The 14,257-nt window shown below is 62.3% G+C and carries 16 protein-coding genes; 2 read left to right on the top strand and 14 right to left on the bottom strand.

All coding sequences use genetic code 11. From position 1 onward, the window contains the following. Positions 1 to 88 precede the first annotated feature (88 nt). On the top strand, positions 89 to 1,798 hold the full coding sequence (gene dhaK, locus DXT88_RS11665; protein WP_265213559.1) for a dihydroxyacetone kinase subunit DhaK: 1,710 nt from the start codon (positions 89 to 91) through the stop codon (positions 1,796 to 1,798). Positions 1,799 to 1,837: 39 nt separating this feature from the next. Here the strand turns inward: dhaK and DXT88_RS11660 are convergent, their stop codons facing one another. The 6 genes from DXT88_RS11660 to DXT88_RS11635 all read right to left on the bottom strand — a co-directional run bounded on the left by DXT88_RS11660 (position 1,838) and on the right by DXT88_RS11635 (position 7,557). Continuing rightward, on the bottom strand, positions 1,838 to 3,442 hold the full coding sequence (locus DXT88_RS11660) for a hypothetical protein (protein WP_265213558.1): 1,605 nt from the start codon (positions 3,440 to 3,442) through the stop codon (positions 1,838 to 1,840). A gap of 100 nt (positions 3,443 to 3,542) precedes the next feature. Beyond that, positions 3,543 to 4,277, bottom strand: a complete 735-nt coding sequence (gene arsH, locus DXT88_RS11655; protein WP_265214144.1) for an arsenical resistance protein ArsH — start codon at positions 4,275 to 4,277, stop codon at positions 3,543 to 3,545. Further along, on the bottom strand, positions 4,246 to 4,674 hold the full coding sequence (gene arsC, locus DXT88_RS11650) for an arsenate reductase (glutaredoxin) (protein WP_265213556.1): 429 nt from the start codon (positions 4,672 to 4,674) through the stop codon (positions 4,246 to 4,248). Before arsC ends, arsH begins: the two co-directional genes overlap by 32 nt. Further along, complete coding sequence (locus tag DXT88_RS11645; protein ID WP_265213555.1) at positions 4,671 to 5,897, bottom strand: MFS transporter; 1,227 nt, start codon at positions 5,895 to 5,897, stop codon at positions 4,671 to 4,673. The genes arsC and DXT88_RS11645 overlap by 4 nt, the downstream gene beginning before the upstream one ends. 2 nt (positions 5,898 to 5,899) lie before the next feature. Continuing rightward, the gene (locus tag DXT88_RS11640; RefSeq protein ID WP_265213553.1) at positions 5,900 to 7,183 is read right to left on the bottom strand and encodes an arsenic transporter; all 1,284 of its coding nucleotides are present in this window, start codon (positions 7,181 to 7,183) and stop codon (positions 5,900 to 5,902) included. 41 nt (positions 7,184 to 7,224) lie between these two features. After that, positions 7,225 to 7,557: an ArsR/SmtB family transcription factor gene (locus DXT88_RS11635; RefSeq protein ID WP_265213552.1), complete on the bottom strand. Its 333-nt coding sequence runs from the start codon at positions 7,555 to 7,557 to the stop codon at positions 7,225 to 7,227. A 223-nt stretch (positions 7,558 to 7,780) separates the two neighbouring features. On the opposite strand from DXT88_RS11635, the gene fnr reads away from it, so the two are divergent. Then, positions 7,781 to 8,545 carry a fumarate/nitrate reduction transcriptional regulator Fnr gene (gene fnr / locus DXT88_RS11630; RefSeq protein WP_265213551.1) on the top strand — a complete coding sequence of 255 codons (765 nt, stop codon included), beginning with the start codon at positions 7,781 to 7,783 and terminating at the stop codon, positions 8,543 to 8,545. On the opposite strand, the gene DXT88_RS11625 is transcribed toward fnr, so the two are convergent. From DXT88_RS11625 to ccoS, 8 genes are all read right to left on the bottom strand, one after another. Further along, a complete protein-coding gene (locus DXT88_RS11625) occupies positions 8,502 to 8,771 on the bottom strand; it encodes a hypothetical protein (protein WP_029363041.1) in 270 nt (89 codons plus the stop codon). The genes fnr and DXT88_RS11625 overlap by 44 nt on opposite strands. A 29-nt stretch (positions 8,772 to 8,800) precedes the next feature. Beyond that, entirely contained in the window at positions 8,801 to 9,319 is a 519-nt protein-coding gene (locus DXT88_RS11620; protein WP_265213547.1) for a FixH family protein, read from the bottom strand. A gap of 33 nt (positions 9,320 to 9,352) precedes the next feature. After that, positions 9,353 to 10,738, bottom strand: a complete 1,386-nt coding sequence (gene ccoG / locus DXT88_RS11615) for a cytochrome c oxidase accessory protein CcoG (protein ID WP_265213545.1) — start codon at positions 10,736 to 10,738, stop codon at positions 9,353 to 9,355. Positions 10,739 to 10,750: 12 nt separating this feature from the next. Further along, complete coding sequence (gene ccoP / locus DXT88_RS11610; RefSeq protein ID WP_265213543.1) at positions 10,751 to 11,689, bottom strand: cytochrome-c oxidase, cbb3-type subunit III; 939 nt, start codon at positions 11,687 to 11,689, stop codon at positions 10,751 to 10,753. Then, on the bottom strand, positions 11,682 to 11,885 hold the full coding sequence (locus DXT88_RS11605; RefSeq protein WP_016832493.1) for a cbb3-type cytochrome oxidase subunit 3: 204 nt from the start codon (positions 11,883 to 11,885) through the stop codon (positions 11,682 to 11,684). Before DXT88_RS11605 ends, ccoP begins: the two co-directional genes overlap by 8 nt. Positions 11,886 to 11,894: 9 nt before the next feature. After that, entirely contained in the window at positions 11,895 to 12,509 is a 615-nt protein-coding gene (gene ccoO, locus DXT88_RS11600) for a cytochrome-c oxidase, cbb3-type subunit II (RefSeq protein WP_016832494.1), read from the bottom strand. 13 nt (positions 12,510 to 12,522) lie between these two features. Beyond that, entirely contained in the window at positions 12,523 to 13,959 is a 1,437-nt protein-coding gene (gene ccoN / locus DXT88_RS11595) for a cytochrome-c oxidase, cbb3-type subunit I (RefSeq protein WP_016832495.1), read from the bottom strand. A gap of 108 nt (positions 13,960 to 14,067) precedes the next feature. Continuing rightward, complete coding sequence (ccoS, locus tag DXT88_RS11590; RefSeq protein ID WP_016832496.1) at positions 14,068 to 14,256, bottom strand: cbb3-type cytochrome oxidase assembly protein CcoS; 189 nt, start codon at positions 14,254 to 14,256, stop codon at positions 14,068 to 14,070. Position 14,257: the final 1 nt, after the last annotated feature.

Below are 14,257 nucleotides of genomic sequence, written 5' to 3'. Positions count from 1 at the left end.
CTTCAAGCGCCGAATCGCATAAAATTCCCTGCATGCACGGCGAGCAAAAAACAAGAACAGCCGTCCCACTTTCATCGACTGGAGACCCATGAAAAAGCTCATCAACGACGTTTCGCAAGTAGTACCCGACATGCTCAACGGCCTGGTCGCGCTCAATCCCCATCTGGCGCTGTTGCAAGGCAAGACCATCGTGGTGCGGGCCGATGCGGCGCAGGCGGCGGGACGCGGCGAAGTGGCATTGATTTCGGGCGGCGGCGCCGGCCATGAACCGGCGCACGGCGGCTATGTCGGCGCCGGCATGCTCAGCGCCGCCGTATCCGGCGAAGTCTTCACCTCGCCCTCCACCGACGCCGTGCTCGATGCCATCCGCGCAGTGGCCGGAGCGGCCGGCGTGCTGCTGATCGTCAAGAACTACACCGGCGACCGCCTCAACTTCGGCCTCGCCGCCGAAATCGCGCGCGCCGAAGGCATCGCGGTCGAGATGGTGATCGTGGCCGACGACGTCGCCCTCTCCGCCCACGGCCAGCATGCCGGACGGCGCGGCCTGGCCGGTACGGTGCTGGTGCACAAGATCGCCGGCGCCGCAGCCGCACAAGGCGCGCCGCTGGCCGAAGTTGCCCAGGCGGCGCGCGAGGCCATCGCCGCACTCGCCACCATGGGCGTGGCGTTGACGCCGTGTACCGTGCCCGCCGCCGGCAAGCCCGGCTTCACGCTGGCCGACAATGAAATCGAATGGGGCCTGGGCATCCACGGCGAACCCGGCATCGAACGCGGCGCGCTGGTGCCGGCCGACGCCATCGTGGCGCGCCTGCTGCAACAGATCGCCGGCGACCTCAAACTCCAGCGCGGCGACCGTGTGGCGCTGCTGGTCAACAACCTCGGCGGCACGCCCGCGAGCGAGCTCGACATCGTCGCCGACGCCGCCTTGCGCGACCTTCGTGCACGCGGCGTCGAAGTAGAACGCGCCTGGGCCGGCACCTTCCTCAGTGCGCTCGACATGGCCGGCGTATCGCTGACCGTCTTGCGCGTGGATGACCGTCGCCTCGGCCTGCTCGACGCACCCACCGTCACCAGCGCCTGGCCGGCGCTGGGCGGCCATCTTGCAAAGACGCCGGTCAAACCGGCGCCGTCCCCGCCGCATGCAAAACGCAGCGACCGCATGGCGGCCGATGCGCGCCTGCGCCGCGTGATTGAAGCCGTCTGCGCCCGCCTGACCGACGCCGAAGCCGTGCTGACCGAGATGGACCAGCGTGTCGGCGACGGCGACCTCGGCATCAGCATGGCGCGCGCCGCGCAAGGCATTCGCGACGAAATCGACGAATGGCCGGCGGAAACCGACCCGGCCGCAGTACTGCGCGCCATGTCGGCCACCATCCGTCGCGTGGTCGGCGGCACCTCCGGTCCGCTCTACGCCATCCTGCTGATGCGCGCCGCAGCAACGCTCGATGGCGCAAAGACAAACGACGCACGCGCCTGGAGCGCCGCCTTCAGCGCGGCCGTCGAAGGTGTTTCGGAACTGGGCGGCGCGCATCCCGGCGATCGCACCATGATCGATGCGCTGCACCCGGCGGCACAGGCGATGCAAGCCGCGCTGGATGGTGGCAAAAATGAGGAAGCAGTAATCAATGCCGCTGTGGAAGCGGCTGTCCAGGGCGCCGCCCAAACCGCCTCGATGACACCGAAGCGCGGCCGCTCCAGCTATCTCGGCGATCGTGCACTGGGTTTCGCCGATCCCGGCGCCCACGCCGTCGCCTTATGGCTGGCGGCAGTGCGCGACGCGCTGGCGACTTTCCGGTGACTGGCATCGCGTCGCACACGCAGCAGGAGCGGATGCGAACTAGCGCTCGTTGCGCAGCGTCAGCGGATCGGGCTGCAGGTAGACCAGATTGTTGATGGTCGCCAGTGCCTGATCCAGTGCCGAGATATCGGCGGCGCTGGTGGCGCCCTCTTTCTTTTGCAGCGGCTTGAGCAGGCTGAGGAAGTCGCGCGACAGCGTCGCGTTCTGCGGCGTGGTGTTGTCGTTGATCAGCCCGCCCATCATGTACTTCTGCACACGCGTCGACTGGCTGGCCGATTGCTCCAGCGTGGCCTTGACCAGCACGCCCTTGTCGTACGCGATCGTCGCCTTGCTGCTGGCGTCGTCCTTGATCTGATGATACGTGTAGTTCTGCGAATTCTTGTCGGTGGTTAGCCTGAGCGGCACGTCCGCCAGCAGCGACTCATGGTAGCTCGCGCTCAGATGCGACTCCTGCTGCTGCGTGATGGCGCGATTGAGTTGGCCGCCTCCGTTACTGCCGACGTTACTGCTCTGCGAAGTCTGGTACGAGAAAGTATCGTGTTCGCTCTGGCGCGCCGGGTTCGGCGACGTCACTTCCTGCGTCATCGACGCGTTGAAATCGGCCAGCCCGGTCGTCATGCTCTGATCAGTCTTGTTGAGCCAGATCGCCGCCGGCGACTGCTCGCGGGCCTGTTGCGCGGCACTGGTGACGTTGCTGTTCATTTCCTTGAAGGCGTCCTTGAACATCGCTACCAGCGAGGCGTCGCCATGACCGCGGCTCTGGGCATCGTCGAATTGCTTCAGATAGCGTTTGATGGCCTCGGCCTGCTGCTTGGCGGTCCCCACGATAGCCAGATTGCTGAGGTCGACGCTGACCTTGAGCGTACCGGCAGGTCCGGCCGCACTCACGGTGCGCTGCTTGCTGTCGGCATGGAAGCCGATGGTCTGCGTCTGGCCGCCGACCTGCACGCTCGCATGCAAGTCCACCGACGCCAGCAGGCTGGTGTCGAACTGCGTCAAGCCATCCAGCTTCAGACCCGGCGGATTGGCGGCAATGCCGTCAATGGCGGTCTGGAATCCATCCGACAGTTTTTGCAGCGCGCCGCGTTCGGCGTCGGTCAGCTTGCCTTTGCCGACCTGTACCTGCACCGACAGGCCGTCTTCCTGGCTGGACAGCGTCAGGTCGACTTGCGCGCCCGAGGTCGTCACGATGGTCAGTGAAATCTTGTTGTCGGTCTGGGCATCGGTCTGTGCCCGCAACGTGGTTTCCAACGCGGAACCCTTCGGCGTGCCGGCCGGCAGCGCCACTACCGATTGCGAGAAATTGCCGCTGTCGCTGTCGAAGCGATTCAACAGCGCTGCGCCGAGGCCCTTGAACCGCGCACCCAGCGGTGACGAAGAAAAATTCCCCGCCATCATGGTGCTGACGGCATCGTTGGATTTGCTCTGCCAGGAGAAGAACTTGTCCGTCGACGGCGCCGCGCCGGACATGGAATACAGCTGCGCGCTCGCGGCGGCATTGCTGCCGCCCAGCGTGACGGAGGTATGGGATTGCGCCGAAGCCTGGTTCGACGCGGCGCTCGGAGTCGAGGCGCTTCGTGTCGCCGTCGCCGGCGCTGCCGATATCAACGGCGCCGATGAGCTCACTGCGGATAGGTTTGTCATATCGGTAAGTAGCAGCAAAAAGTCGTCAAGGGACATCCGGGATCAGGACATCCGCTAGCTGCTTTACGGTCGATGCTGCAGGAACTTTATGCCGGCGATTTCAGATGACGCCCTGATTGACCCGTTTGCTCAACATCTCCGCACTCTCCCTCCGCTCGCTGTAACGATTTGCGAGCGTCGGCGAGACGTCGCGTGTCAGCAAAGTAAATTTCATCAACTCTTCCATGACATCTACCACGCGGTCGTAGTACGCGGAAGGATGCATGCGGCCGGCCTCGTCGAATTGCTGGAACGCCTTGGCCACCGACGATTGATTCGGGATGGTCAGCATGCGCATCCAGCGTCCCAGGATGCGCATCTGGTTGACGGCGTTAAAGGACTGCGAACCGCCGGAGACTTCCATCACCGCCAGCGTCTTGCCCTGCGTCGGCCGGATGGCGCCGGACGACAAAGGAATCCAGTCGATCTGCGCTTTCATGATGCCGGTCATGGCGCCGTGCCGTTCCGGCGAACACCACACCATGCCTTCGGCCCATTGCGCCAGTTCGCGCAACTCCTGCACCTTGGGATGCATGTCCGGCGCGCTGTCCGGCAGCGGCAAGCCGGAGGGATCGAAGATCCTCGTCTCGCCGCCCATGGCCTGCAGCAGGCGTGCTGCTTCCAACGTCAGCAAGCGGCTGTAGGAACGCTCGCGCAGCGATCCGTACAGCAGCAGAAATCGCGGCGCATGCGTGGCGCGACCGACCGCGGTGAAGTCGCTCGCCTGCGGCGCGTGGAACAACGCCGCGTCAATGTTCGGCAAATCAGGAAGTTGCGACACGGCGCCCCTCCGCATCGATGACGACTTCGCCATCCTCCTTGCTGAACGGGCCTTGCTGGGGATTGGGGAGGATGTCCAGCACCAGCTCGGAGGGGCGGCACAGGCGCACGCCCTTGGGCGTGACCACGAAAGGACGGTTGATCAGCACCGGATGCGCAAGCATCGCATCGAGCAGCAGGTCATCGCTCAGTTGCGGATTGTCCAGGCCGAGTTCCGCATAAGGCGTGCCTTTTTGGCGGATTGCCTCCCGTACCGTGAGGCCGGCGTCCTTGATCAGTTGGATCAGGACCTCGCGCGACGGCGGATGCTGGAGATACTCGATGACAATCGGTTCCTCACCGCTGTTGCGAATCAGCGCAAGCGTGTTGCGGGACGTGCCGCAGGATGGATTGTGATAGATCGTGGTGGTCATGATTGTTTCCTGGTGTGGGAAAGAGCTGCTTTGGAAAAAGGACGTGTCGCGGCATAAAAGAACAGCACTGCGCCAAGCGTCGCGATGCCGGCCATCGCGACGATGGCGCCGGGGTAGCCGCCACCGGCGGCATACAAGAACGCTGCGACAGAAGGACCGGCCGCGAAGGCGATCGTCACGGGTGTCGCCATCGCGCCGCTAATGGCGCCATATGCTTCGCGGCCATACAGCTCTGCAGGCAATGCGCCACGGACGATGGTCATCACGCCATTGCCGATGCCGTACAGGGCGGCAAAAATCCCGTAAATGAGCAACCATCCGGCCGGCGCAAACAGCAACAGCAGCGCCACAGGCAACAAGGAGATGGCGACGAGACCGACCTGCCTGGTCGTCGCGTTCTTGCCGAGCGTCGTCTCCAGGATTCGGCCCAGCACTTGCATCGGGCCGATCATGGCGCCGATGCCCGCCGCATAGTAGGCGGACATCCCTCTGCCCTGAAGAATGGAAATCAGATGCAAGGACATTGCCGAAAACACCAGCGCATTCAATGTGACCGCAGCGGTGATGAGATAAAAGCCGGGTTCGCGCAGTACCGCCTCAAGACTGATGCTTTCTGCAACCCGGTCCCTGCTCTTTGCCTTTTCCCTGATACTCGCCGCGCGCGGCAGCAAGGCATGAATCGGCAGGCAGATCATCAAATTGACCACCGCATAAATCATCCATGTGTCACGCCAACCGTAGCGCTCAAGGAGCCATTGCGTCAGCGGCCATGCCACGGTGCTGGCGAAGCCGCCGAAGAGCGTGAGCATGGTGATTGCACGGCGAAAGCCGCTTTCAAAAATCTGTGTGAGAACGGCGAACGCCGGTTGATACAGGGTGGCGCTCATTGCCACGCCGATACCGGCCCAGATCAGATAAAGGCCTGCCACGCTGTCCACGGCGGAGAGCAGCGCCAACATCAACGCAGCCAATACCGTTCCTGCTCCCATCAACAATCGTCCGCCCACACGATCAATGATGCTTCCGGCCAGCGTCGACAGCAATCCCGAAATCAGGAGCGCCAGCGAATACGCTCCCACGATCACGGGCCTGGAGGTGTGCAGTTCCATCTGCATGGGCTGCATGAGCACGCCATATGCATAAAACATTGAGCCCCATCCGACAATCTGGGTCAGACCGAGAGACGGGATCAGCCAGGCTGGCTTACGGGCAGCGGCATCCATGCTCAGGCGCTCAATCTCACGGCCAGCGCAGCCAGCGTCACCGCCAGAACCGGGATCGTGAGCATCGCGCCCACTCGGAAGTAATATCCCCAGGAAATGTGAATGCTCTTTTTATCGAGTACGTGCAGCCAAAGCAAGGTAGCCAGACTACCGATTGGCGTAATCTTCGGTCCCAGATCGCTGCCGATGACATTGGCGTAGATCATGGCCTCCTTGACGACACCTTGTGCTGTCGCAGCGTCAATCGTCAATGCACCAACCAGCACCGTCGGCATGTTGTTCATGATCGAGGACAAGAACGCCGTCAGGAAGCCTGTCCCGATCGCCGCACCCCAGACACCATGTTGAGCAAATCCGTTCAACAGTCCCGTGAGATAACCTGTCAATCCTGCGTTACGTAGCCCATAGACCACCAGATACATCCCCAACGAGAAGAACACGATCTGCCACGGCGCGCCTTTGATCACTTCCCGCGTAGAAATGCGGTGGCCTTTTGCCGCGACGGCCAACAGGATAAGCGCACCGACTGCGGCGATGGCGCTGATCGGTACGCCCTGGCCTTCGAGCCAGAAAAATCCGATCAGCAACAGGCCGAGAACCCACCAGCCGGCCATGAAGGTCGCTCGGTCATGAATGGCTTCAGCAGGTTTCTTCAGTTGTCCGAGATCGTAGGCGATCGGGATGTCGCGGCGAAAATACCAGTAGAGCACCAGCAACGTCGCGATCACTGAAACGATATTGACCGGAACCATGACCGCGGCGTAGTGCGCGAAGCCAATCTTGAAGAAGTCGGCTGAGACGATATTCACCAGATTCGACACCACCAGCGGCAGGCTTGCCGTATCGGCGATGAAGCCGGCGGCCATCACGAACGCCAGCGTGGCTTGCGGCGAAAAGCGTAACGCCAGCAACATGGCGACGACAATCGGGGTGAGAATGAGCGCCGCGCCGTCGTTGGCAAACAGCGCGGAGACAGCCGCGCCAAGCAGCACCAACAGAACGAACAGCTTACGGCCGCTGCCGCCGCCCCAGCGCGCGACGTGCAACGCGGCCCATTCGAAGAAGCCTGCTTTATCCAGGAGCAAGCTGATGACGATGATAGCGATGAAGGTGCCGGTGGCGTTCCAGACGATGTGCCACACCACCGGAATATCGGATAGCTGAATTACGCCGCATGTCAACGCCGCCAAAGCTCCCGCACAGGCGCTCCAGCCGATGCCGAGTCCACGCGGCTGCCAGATAACGAAAACCAGCGTCAGCAGGAAGATGGAGAAAGCAATAAGCATGTTGTCCTTATCTCTTATCAGGCGTGAACGAACGTCGCCGTCTACTTTGCTTCCGCACCGGGGCAGCATTCCTGCACCGGCGAACACACATTGCCGCCGCAGCAGTTTTCGGTAAGAAAACCAATCAGGCCGTTCATCCTGTCGAAATTCGCCGAATAGATGACGAAGCGCCCTTCGCTGCGCGCAGTGACCAGGCCGGCGTGCGACAGCTCCTTCATGTGGAAGGACAATGCCGACGGCGCCACCGCCAGTTGCTCGGCGATCTTGCTGGCGGCCAGGCCTTCCGGGCCTGTTTGCACCAGCAGGCGGAATGCGGCCAGGCGCGACTCCTGGGCGAGCGCGGCAAGTGCGGTGATAGCAGTTTTGTTGTCCATGACGGCTCCGATCAATCCAATGATTCAATTATTATTAAAATATTGGATTGATGCAAGCCCCAGGATTACCGCCGGCCAATGCGCGCCAATGTCCGGTGATTGACAACACCGCCCTTGATCCAGATCAAGTAGTGTCCAGAAACCCCGTCGTACGTTGTCTGCCGGACGTCGCCCTGGGCTATATTGAGCAAAACAACGACCAGGCGTCCACACGTCCACTGCCATGAGCCAGCTTCAACAGATCCAGCGCCCCCTGCCGCCACCCCTCCACGCGATGAAAACCAGTTGCGTCAATTGCAGCATGCACCAGTTGTGCCTGCCGATGGGGCTGGATGATTCCGACATGAACCGGCTCGACCAGATCATCGGACGGCGCCGCCGGGTGGCCCGCGGCGAGAGCCTGTATCGCATGGACGACCCGTTCAGGAATTTGTATGCGATCCGGCTCGGGCATTTCAAGACTTACCAGCTCAATGCCGGCGGCGAACAGCAGATCACCGGCTTCCAGATGGCCGGCGAACTGATGGGCATGGACGCCATCAGCACCGACAAGCATCATTGCGACGTCGCCGCACTGGAAGACAGCGAGGTGTGCGAGATTCCCTTCCAGCGCCTGGAAGAATTATTCGGCGTGATCCCGATGCTGCTGCGCCATTTCCATCGCATCATGAGCCAGGAAATCACGCGCGAACAAAACGCCATGCTCCTGCTCGGCAACATGCGGGCGGAACAGCGCTTCGCAGCTTTCCTGATCAACCTTTCCTCACGCTATGCGGCGCGCGGTTATTCATCGACCAGCTTCCAGTTGCGCATGTCGCGTGAAGACATCGGCAACTACCTCGGCCTCACGATCGAAAGCATCAGCCGATTGGTGTCGAAGTTCCGCAAGCTCGGCTGGCTCGGCGTCGACAAGCGCGAGATCCAGTTGCTAGACCCGGTCCGCATCAAGGCCCTTGCCGCCGGGACCGAGACTTGTCCGATGGCCTGATCAGGTAGTCGCGCTGTCCGGGCAGATTCAGCAGGAAGGCCAGCCCGCCTGACAGCGCACAGAACAACCACAGGAAAAAGAATCCCGCCGTATACGCGGCCAGCCGCTCGCGCTGGCCGATGAAATGGAACAGCTCGTCCGGATCGAACCAGGCGAAGAAGCAACCCTCCGCCGCAATCGCCGCCAGGAACGAGGCCCACAGGATATTCGGCACGATGCGTTGCATGGCAATCTCCTCTTCTTGAATTCCGCGGCTCAACTTGCCGCCGGCTGATCTGCAATCAGGTCCAGCATGCGTTGCTGCGGCCAATGCCAGACGCCGGCCACGCGCCAGTCGCGCGCGTCGTTCTCCAGCAGCACCTGCCAGCGCGCCAGTTCCAGCATCGGCAAGCTGATGCTGAAATCGCCGTGGGCGTTGGTCTCGAGCGGCAGACGCAAATCTTTTTCAGGCCGGGTCGGATGCGCCAGGTGCAATTGCAGCTTGCCTTGCAGCGGCCCGGCATGGGTCTGCACGTTGCCCAGCAATTTTCCCGACGCGGCGTCATAGCCGAGGTGCAGCGCCACGCCCAGCGAGGTCGCGGCACGGTCGCGCCGCAGGTCCTGGTTGATGGCGCGGCCTTCCTTGTAGTAGTCGCCCACCACCATGGCGTCTTCGCGCGTCACCGCCAGCCAGATGGTGAATGTTCCGGCCACGATCACCAGCGCGGGGCCGAGCATCAGCAGCCAGGGCCAGCGATGGGTGTACCAGGGACGTAAAGTCGGCGTTGCTTGCATGTTCGTTTCCTTCTGAATTGCTGGTTGATCTCATCAGCGCGGCACGAAGAAGATGGCCTTCTCCTGCACCTGCAATTGCGGATCGTCAACGGCGCTCAACGCGAACGCCACCTTGTTGGAACCGTGTTCGCCCTTGCCGTGCGGGACCCGCACGCGGACCGGGACGGCGCGCATGGCGGCGCCTTCGATCTCGACTTCCGCCGGGGTCGCCAGCCTGATGCCGTCGATACCGGACACGTCGATATGGAAGCGATGCGCGGTCTCGCCGGTGTTCATGATCTGCAGCCGGTAGACGTTCTCGATCATGCCGTCCTCGACTTCGCGCGCCATCACGCCGCGATCGCGGATGATGTCGAGCTTGAGCGGCGTGCGCAGCGCCAATGCCGTGCCGAATCCGGCCACGATCAGCACCAGCAGCGCTGTATAAGCCAGCACGCGCGGACGCAGGACGCGGCGACGCATCTCATGCAACGACAAATGCGAGGTGATGGCGTGCTCTGTGGAATACCTGATCAGCCCCGGCGGCAACGCGACCTTGGCCATGACGCCATTGCAGGCGTCAATGCAGGCGGCGCAACCGATGCATTCGTATTGCAGACCGTCGCGGATGTCGATGCCGGTCGGACAGACCTGTACGCACATCGAGCAATCGATGCAGTCGCCGGTCTTTTGCGCTGCTTTGGACTTTGCGCCACGCGGCTCGCCGCGTGCGCGGTCGTAGGTGATGATCAGCGTGTCCTTGTCGATCATCGCGCTCTGGAAGCGCGCATACGGGCACATGTATTTGCACACCTGCTCGCGCATCCAGCCGGCGTTGCCATAGGTGGCGAAGCTGTAGAACGTGATCCAGAAGGCCTCCCACGGCCCCGGCGACACGACGGCGACGCTCGCCATCAACTCATGGATGGGCGTGAAGTAACCGACGAAACTGAACCCCGTCCACAGCGACAATGCGCCCCAGACGATGTGCTTGGCGCTCTTCTTGAGGAGCTTCTGCACGCCCCACGGCTGACGGTCCAGACGCATGCGCGCGCTGCGCGTGCCTTCGATGCGGCGCTCTATCCACAGGAACATTTCCGTGTAGACCGTTTGCGGGCAGGAGAAGCCGCACCACACCCGCCCCGCCACCGCCGTGAACAGGAACAGCGCGTAGGCGCAGATGATCAGCAGCGCCGCCAGGTAGATGAAGTCCTGCGGCCACAGCACGATGCCAAAGATGTAGAACTTGCGCGCGCCGAGATCGAACAGCACTGCCTGGCGGCCGTTCCATTGCAGCCACGGCAAGCCGTAGAACACCAGCTGGGTCAGCCACAGGCAGACCCAGCGCAGGCTGGCGTAACGCCCCTTGATTTCGCGCGGATAGATATCCGCGCGGGCGGCGTACATGTTGACGACGGCAATATCCGGCGGCGTATCCATGATCGTGCGTCCTTACTTCTGGTCGGCGTTGGACGGCGCGTTCGACAGGCTCCAGACGTAGGCCGCCAGCACCTGCACCTTGGCTTCGCCGAGGAACGCCTGGAACGCCGGCATGGTGTTGTTGCGACCCTTGCGAATGGTTTCCATGACGGTTTCTACGCCGCCGCCGTACAGCCAGACCTTGTCGCTCAGGTTGGGGGCGCCCAGCGCCTGGTTGCCGGTGCCGCCGGCGCCGTGGCAGCCGGCGCAGACTGCAAACTTGGACTTGCCGAACACCGCCTTGATCGGATCATGCGTCGAATCCGACAGACTCAATACATAGTGCGCGACGTTCTCGACGTCCTTGTCCGAACCGAGCGCCGCCGCCATCGACGGCATCTGGCCGTTGCGGCCGTGCAGGATGGTCGTCCTGATCACTTCCGGATCGCCGCCGTACAGCCAGTCCTTGTCGGTCAGGTTGGGAAAGCCCTTGCTGCCGCGCGCGTCGGAGCCGTGGCATTGCGCGCAATAGGTCAGGAACAGGCGTTCGCCGATCACGTGCGCCTGCGGATCGGCGGCAACCGTCCGGATGTCCTGCTGCAGGTATTTTTCAAACAATGGACCGTAGTCGGCGTCGGCCTTGCTCAATTCGCGCTGATAGGCTTCGCTGGATTTCCAGCCGAGCTTGCCGGCATAGCTGCCCAGCCCCGGATACAGGAACAGGTAGGCCAGCGCGAACACGATGGTCAGGTAGAACAGCCACATCCACCAGCGCGGCATGGGCGTGTTGAGCTCGGTCAGGTCGACGTCCCAGACGTGGCCCGTGGTGCCAACGGTGGACGGATCCTGGCCAGGCTTCTTTTCCACCTTGACCTTGGACTGCGACCACAGCAGCACGCCGCAGCCGATGATGCTGATGATGGTGAGACCGGCGATGTAGAGGTTCCAGAACTCGCTCGTGAAATCAGACATGGCGGCTCTCCGCGGTATCCTTCAACAGATCGGAGGGATCGTCGAGATGTTCATCCGCGAACGGGATCCGTTCCGCCTCGGCGAAATCGTCGCGGCGGCGCGCGCTGAACGACCACCACAGGATGCCGATGAAGGTGCTCAGACTGATCACCGTCATCACGCTGCTGGCCTGGATCGTGAAATTGTCGATAGCCATGTGTTTCCCCTAGTTTCTTGTCTTGATTTGCGTACCGAGGCCCTGCAGGTACGCGACCAGCGCGTCTTCCTCGGTCTTGTCTGCCAGTTCGGCCGGCGCCGCCTTGATCTCTTCGTCGGTGTACGGCACGCCCAGGCGATGCAGCGCACGCATCTTGGGCGCGATGCTGTTCGGATCGAGCCTGGTTTTCGCCAGCCACGGGTAGCCGGGCATGTTGGATTCGGGCACCACGTCGCGCGGATTGTTCAGGTGGATGCGATGCCATTCGTCGCTGTAGCGTGCGCCCACGCGCGCCAGGTCCGGACCGGTGCGCTTGGAGCCCCACTGGAACGGATGGTCGTAGACGAATTCGCCCGCCACCGAGTAATGGCCGTAGCGCTCGGTCTCGGCCCGGAACGGCCGGATCATCTGCGAATGGCAGTTGTAGCAGCCTTCGCGGATGTAGACGTCGCGGCCGGCCAGGCGCAGCGGCGAGTATGGTTTCAGACCCGCGATCGGTTCGGTGGTCGAACGCTGGAAGAACAGCGGAACGATCTCCACCAGCCCGCCGACGCTGACCACCAGCACCACTAGCGCGATCAGGAGCCAGGGATTCTTCTCAATCCATTCATGGGAAAATTTCATTCGATGCTCCTGCTCATGCGTGGGTTGATACGTGATTCGTCAATACAGGGATGCGCGCCTCGACCGGCTGCCCGTCCCGCATGGTCCTGTAGGTGTTGTAAGCCATCATCACCATGCCGGTCAGGTACAGCAGGCCGCCGGTGAAACGGATCACGTAGTAGGGATAGGTCGCCTTGACGCCTTCCGCGAAGGTGTAGGTCAGCGTGCCGTCGGCATTCACCGCGCGCCACATCAGGCCCTGCATCACGCCGGCAATCCACATCGAGGCGATGTACAGCACCACGCCAATGGTGGCCACCCAGAAATGCAGGTCGACCAGGCGCACGCTCCACATCTCGCGCTTGCCGGACATGCGCGGGATCAGGTAATAGATCGAACCCATGGTGATGAAACCGACCCAGCCCAGCGCGCCCGAATGGACGTGGGCAATGCCCCAGTCGGTGTAGTGCGACAAGGCGTTGACGGTCTTGATCGACATCATCGGACCTTCGAAGGTCGCCATGCCGTAGAACGACAGCGACACGATCATGAACTTCAGCAGCGGGTCGGAACGCAGTTTGTGCCACGCGCCCGACAGCGTCATGATGCCGTTGATCATCCCGCCCCACGACGGCGCCAGCAGGATCAGCGAGAACACCATGCCGATCGACTGGGTCCAGTCCGGCAGCGCGGTGTAATGCAAGTGGTGCGGACCGGCCCACATGTAGGTGAAGATCAGCGCCCAGAAGTGCACGATCGACAGCCGGTACGAATACACCGGACGCTCGGCCTGCTTGGGGATGAAGTAATAGACCATGCCGAGGTAGCCGGCGGTCAGGATGAAGCCGACCGCGTTATGACCGTACCACCACTGGATCATGGCGTCCTGCACGCCGGCATAGGCCGAGTAGGACTTCCACAGCGACACCGGCATGGCCGCGCCGTTGACGACGTGCAGCAGCGCCACCGCGATGATGTAGGCGCCGAAGAACCAGTTGGCGACGTAGATGTGCCTGACCTTGCGCTTGATCAGCGTGCCGAAGAACACCACCGCATACGTCACCCAGACCACGGTGATCAGCAAGGCGATGGGCCATTCCAGCTCGGCGTACTCCTTGCCGCGCGTGAAGCCCATCGGCAAGGTGATCGCAGCCGAGACCAGCACCAGTTGCCAGCCCCAGAACGTGAACGCGGCCAGCTTGTCCGAGAATAGCCGGACCTGGCAGGTGCGCTGCACGACGTAATACGAGGTCGCGAACAAGCCGCAGATGCCGAACGCGAAGATCACCGCATTGGTGTGCAGCGGCCGCAGGCGACCGTAGGTCAGCCATGGAATGTCGAAGTTGAGCGCCGGCCAGGCCAGCTGCGCTGCAATGAAGACGCCGGCCAGCATGCCGATGACGCCCCACACCACGGTGGCGATCGTGAATTGCTTCACGATCCTGTAGTTGTAATTGAGTTCTCTGTCCACACCCTCTCCCGGAATTTTTTCGTGCTTGCTGTACGCGCACGACCTTGACAATGGGAGAGTAGTTTTACGGAGCGCAACTGTCCTTGATGTGCATCAAAATACAGGAGATCAGTCGATGGAAGCCTTGGCGCCGATCGAACTTTCATCGGCCGGCGCGCGATCGTCATCCTGCAGGATCCGCCAACCCGGACTTACCAGGTCATCGAACTGACCATCGTCGGACATGCGGAAGAACAGCCAGATCGCCGCGAACACGACGGCGATGCTGAGCGGCACCAGCAGGTAGAGTGCTTCCATG

The sequence above is a fragment of the Herbaspirillum lusitanum genome (assembly GCF_026127345.1).
Classification (GTDB): domain Bacteria; phylum Pseudomonadota; class Gammaproteobacteria; order Burkholderiales; family Burkholderiaceae_D; genus Herbaspirillum; species Herbaspirillum lusitanum.
This window is presented reverse-complemented; position numbering and strand designations above follow the sequence as displayed.

Excerpts from the sequence above, each read along its gene's own strand:
- dhaK (WP_265213559.1), top strand. The coding sequence starts at position 89 with ATGAAAAAGCTCATCAACGACGTTTCGCAAGTAGTACCCGACATGCTC.
- DXT88_RS11660 (WP_265213558.1), bottom strand. The coding sequence starts at position 3,442 with ATGACAAACCTATCCGCAGTGAGCTCATCGGCGCCGTTGATATCGGCA.
- arsH (WP_265214144.1), bottom strand. The coding sequence starts at position 4,277 with ATGCGGAGGGGCGCCGTGTCGCAACTTCCTGATTTGCCGAACATTGAC.
- arsC (WP_265213556.1), bottom strand. The coding sequence starts at position 4,674 with ATGACCACCACGATCTATCACAATCCATCCTGCGGCACGTCCCGCAAC.
- DXT88_RS11645 (WP_265213555.1), bottom strand. The coding sequence starts at position 5,897 with ATGGATGCCGCTGCCCGTAAGCCAGCCTGGCTGATCCCGTCTCTCGGT.
- DXT88_RS11640 (WP_265213553.1), bottom strand. The coding sequence starts at position 7,183 with ATGCTTATTGCTTTCTCCATCTTCCTGCTGACGCTGGTTTTCGTTATC.
- DXT88_RS11635 (WP_265213552.1), bottom strand. The coding sequence starts at position 7,557 with ATGGACAACAAAACTGCTATCACCGCACTTGCCGCGCTCGCCCAGGAG.
- fnr (WP_265213551.1), top strand. The coding sequence starts at position 7,781 with ATGAGCCAGCTTCAACAGATCCAGCGCCCCCTGCCGCCACCCCTCCAC.
- DXT88_RS11625 (WP_029363041.1), bottom strand. The coding sequence starts at position 8,771 with ATGCAACGCATCGTGCCGAATATCCTGTGGGCCTCGTTCCTGGCGGCG.
- DXT88_RS11620 (WP_265213547.1), bottom strand. The coding sequence starts at position 9,319 with ATGCAAGCAACGCCGACTTTACGTCCCTGGTACACCCATCGCTGGCCC.
- ccoG (WP_265213545.1), bottom strand. The coding sequence starts at position 10,738 with ATGGATACGCCGCCGGATATTGCCGTCGTCAACATGTACGCCGCCCGC.
- ccoP (WP_265213543.1), bottom strand. The coding sequence starts at position 11,689 with ATGTCTGATTTCACGAGCGAGTTCTGGAACCTCTACATCGCCGGTCTC.
- DXT88_RS11605 (WP_016832493.1), bottom strand. The coding sequence starts at position 11,885 with ATGGCTATCGACAATTTCACGATCCAGGCCAGCAGCGTGATGACGGTG.
- ccoO (WP_016832494.1), bottom strand. The coding sequence starts at position 12,509 with ATGAAATTTTCCCATGAATGGATTGAGAAGAATCCCTGGCTCCTGATC.
- ccoS (WP_016832496.1), bottom strand. The coding sequence starts at position 14,256 with ATGGAAGCACTCTACCTGCTGGTGCCGCTCAGCATCGCCGTCGTGTTC.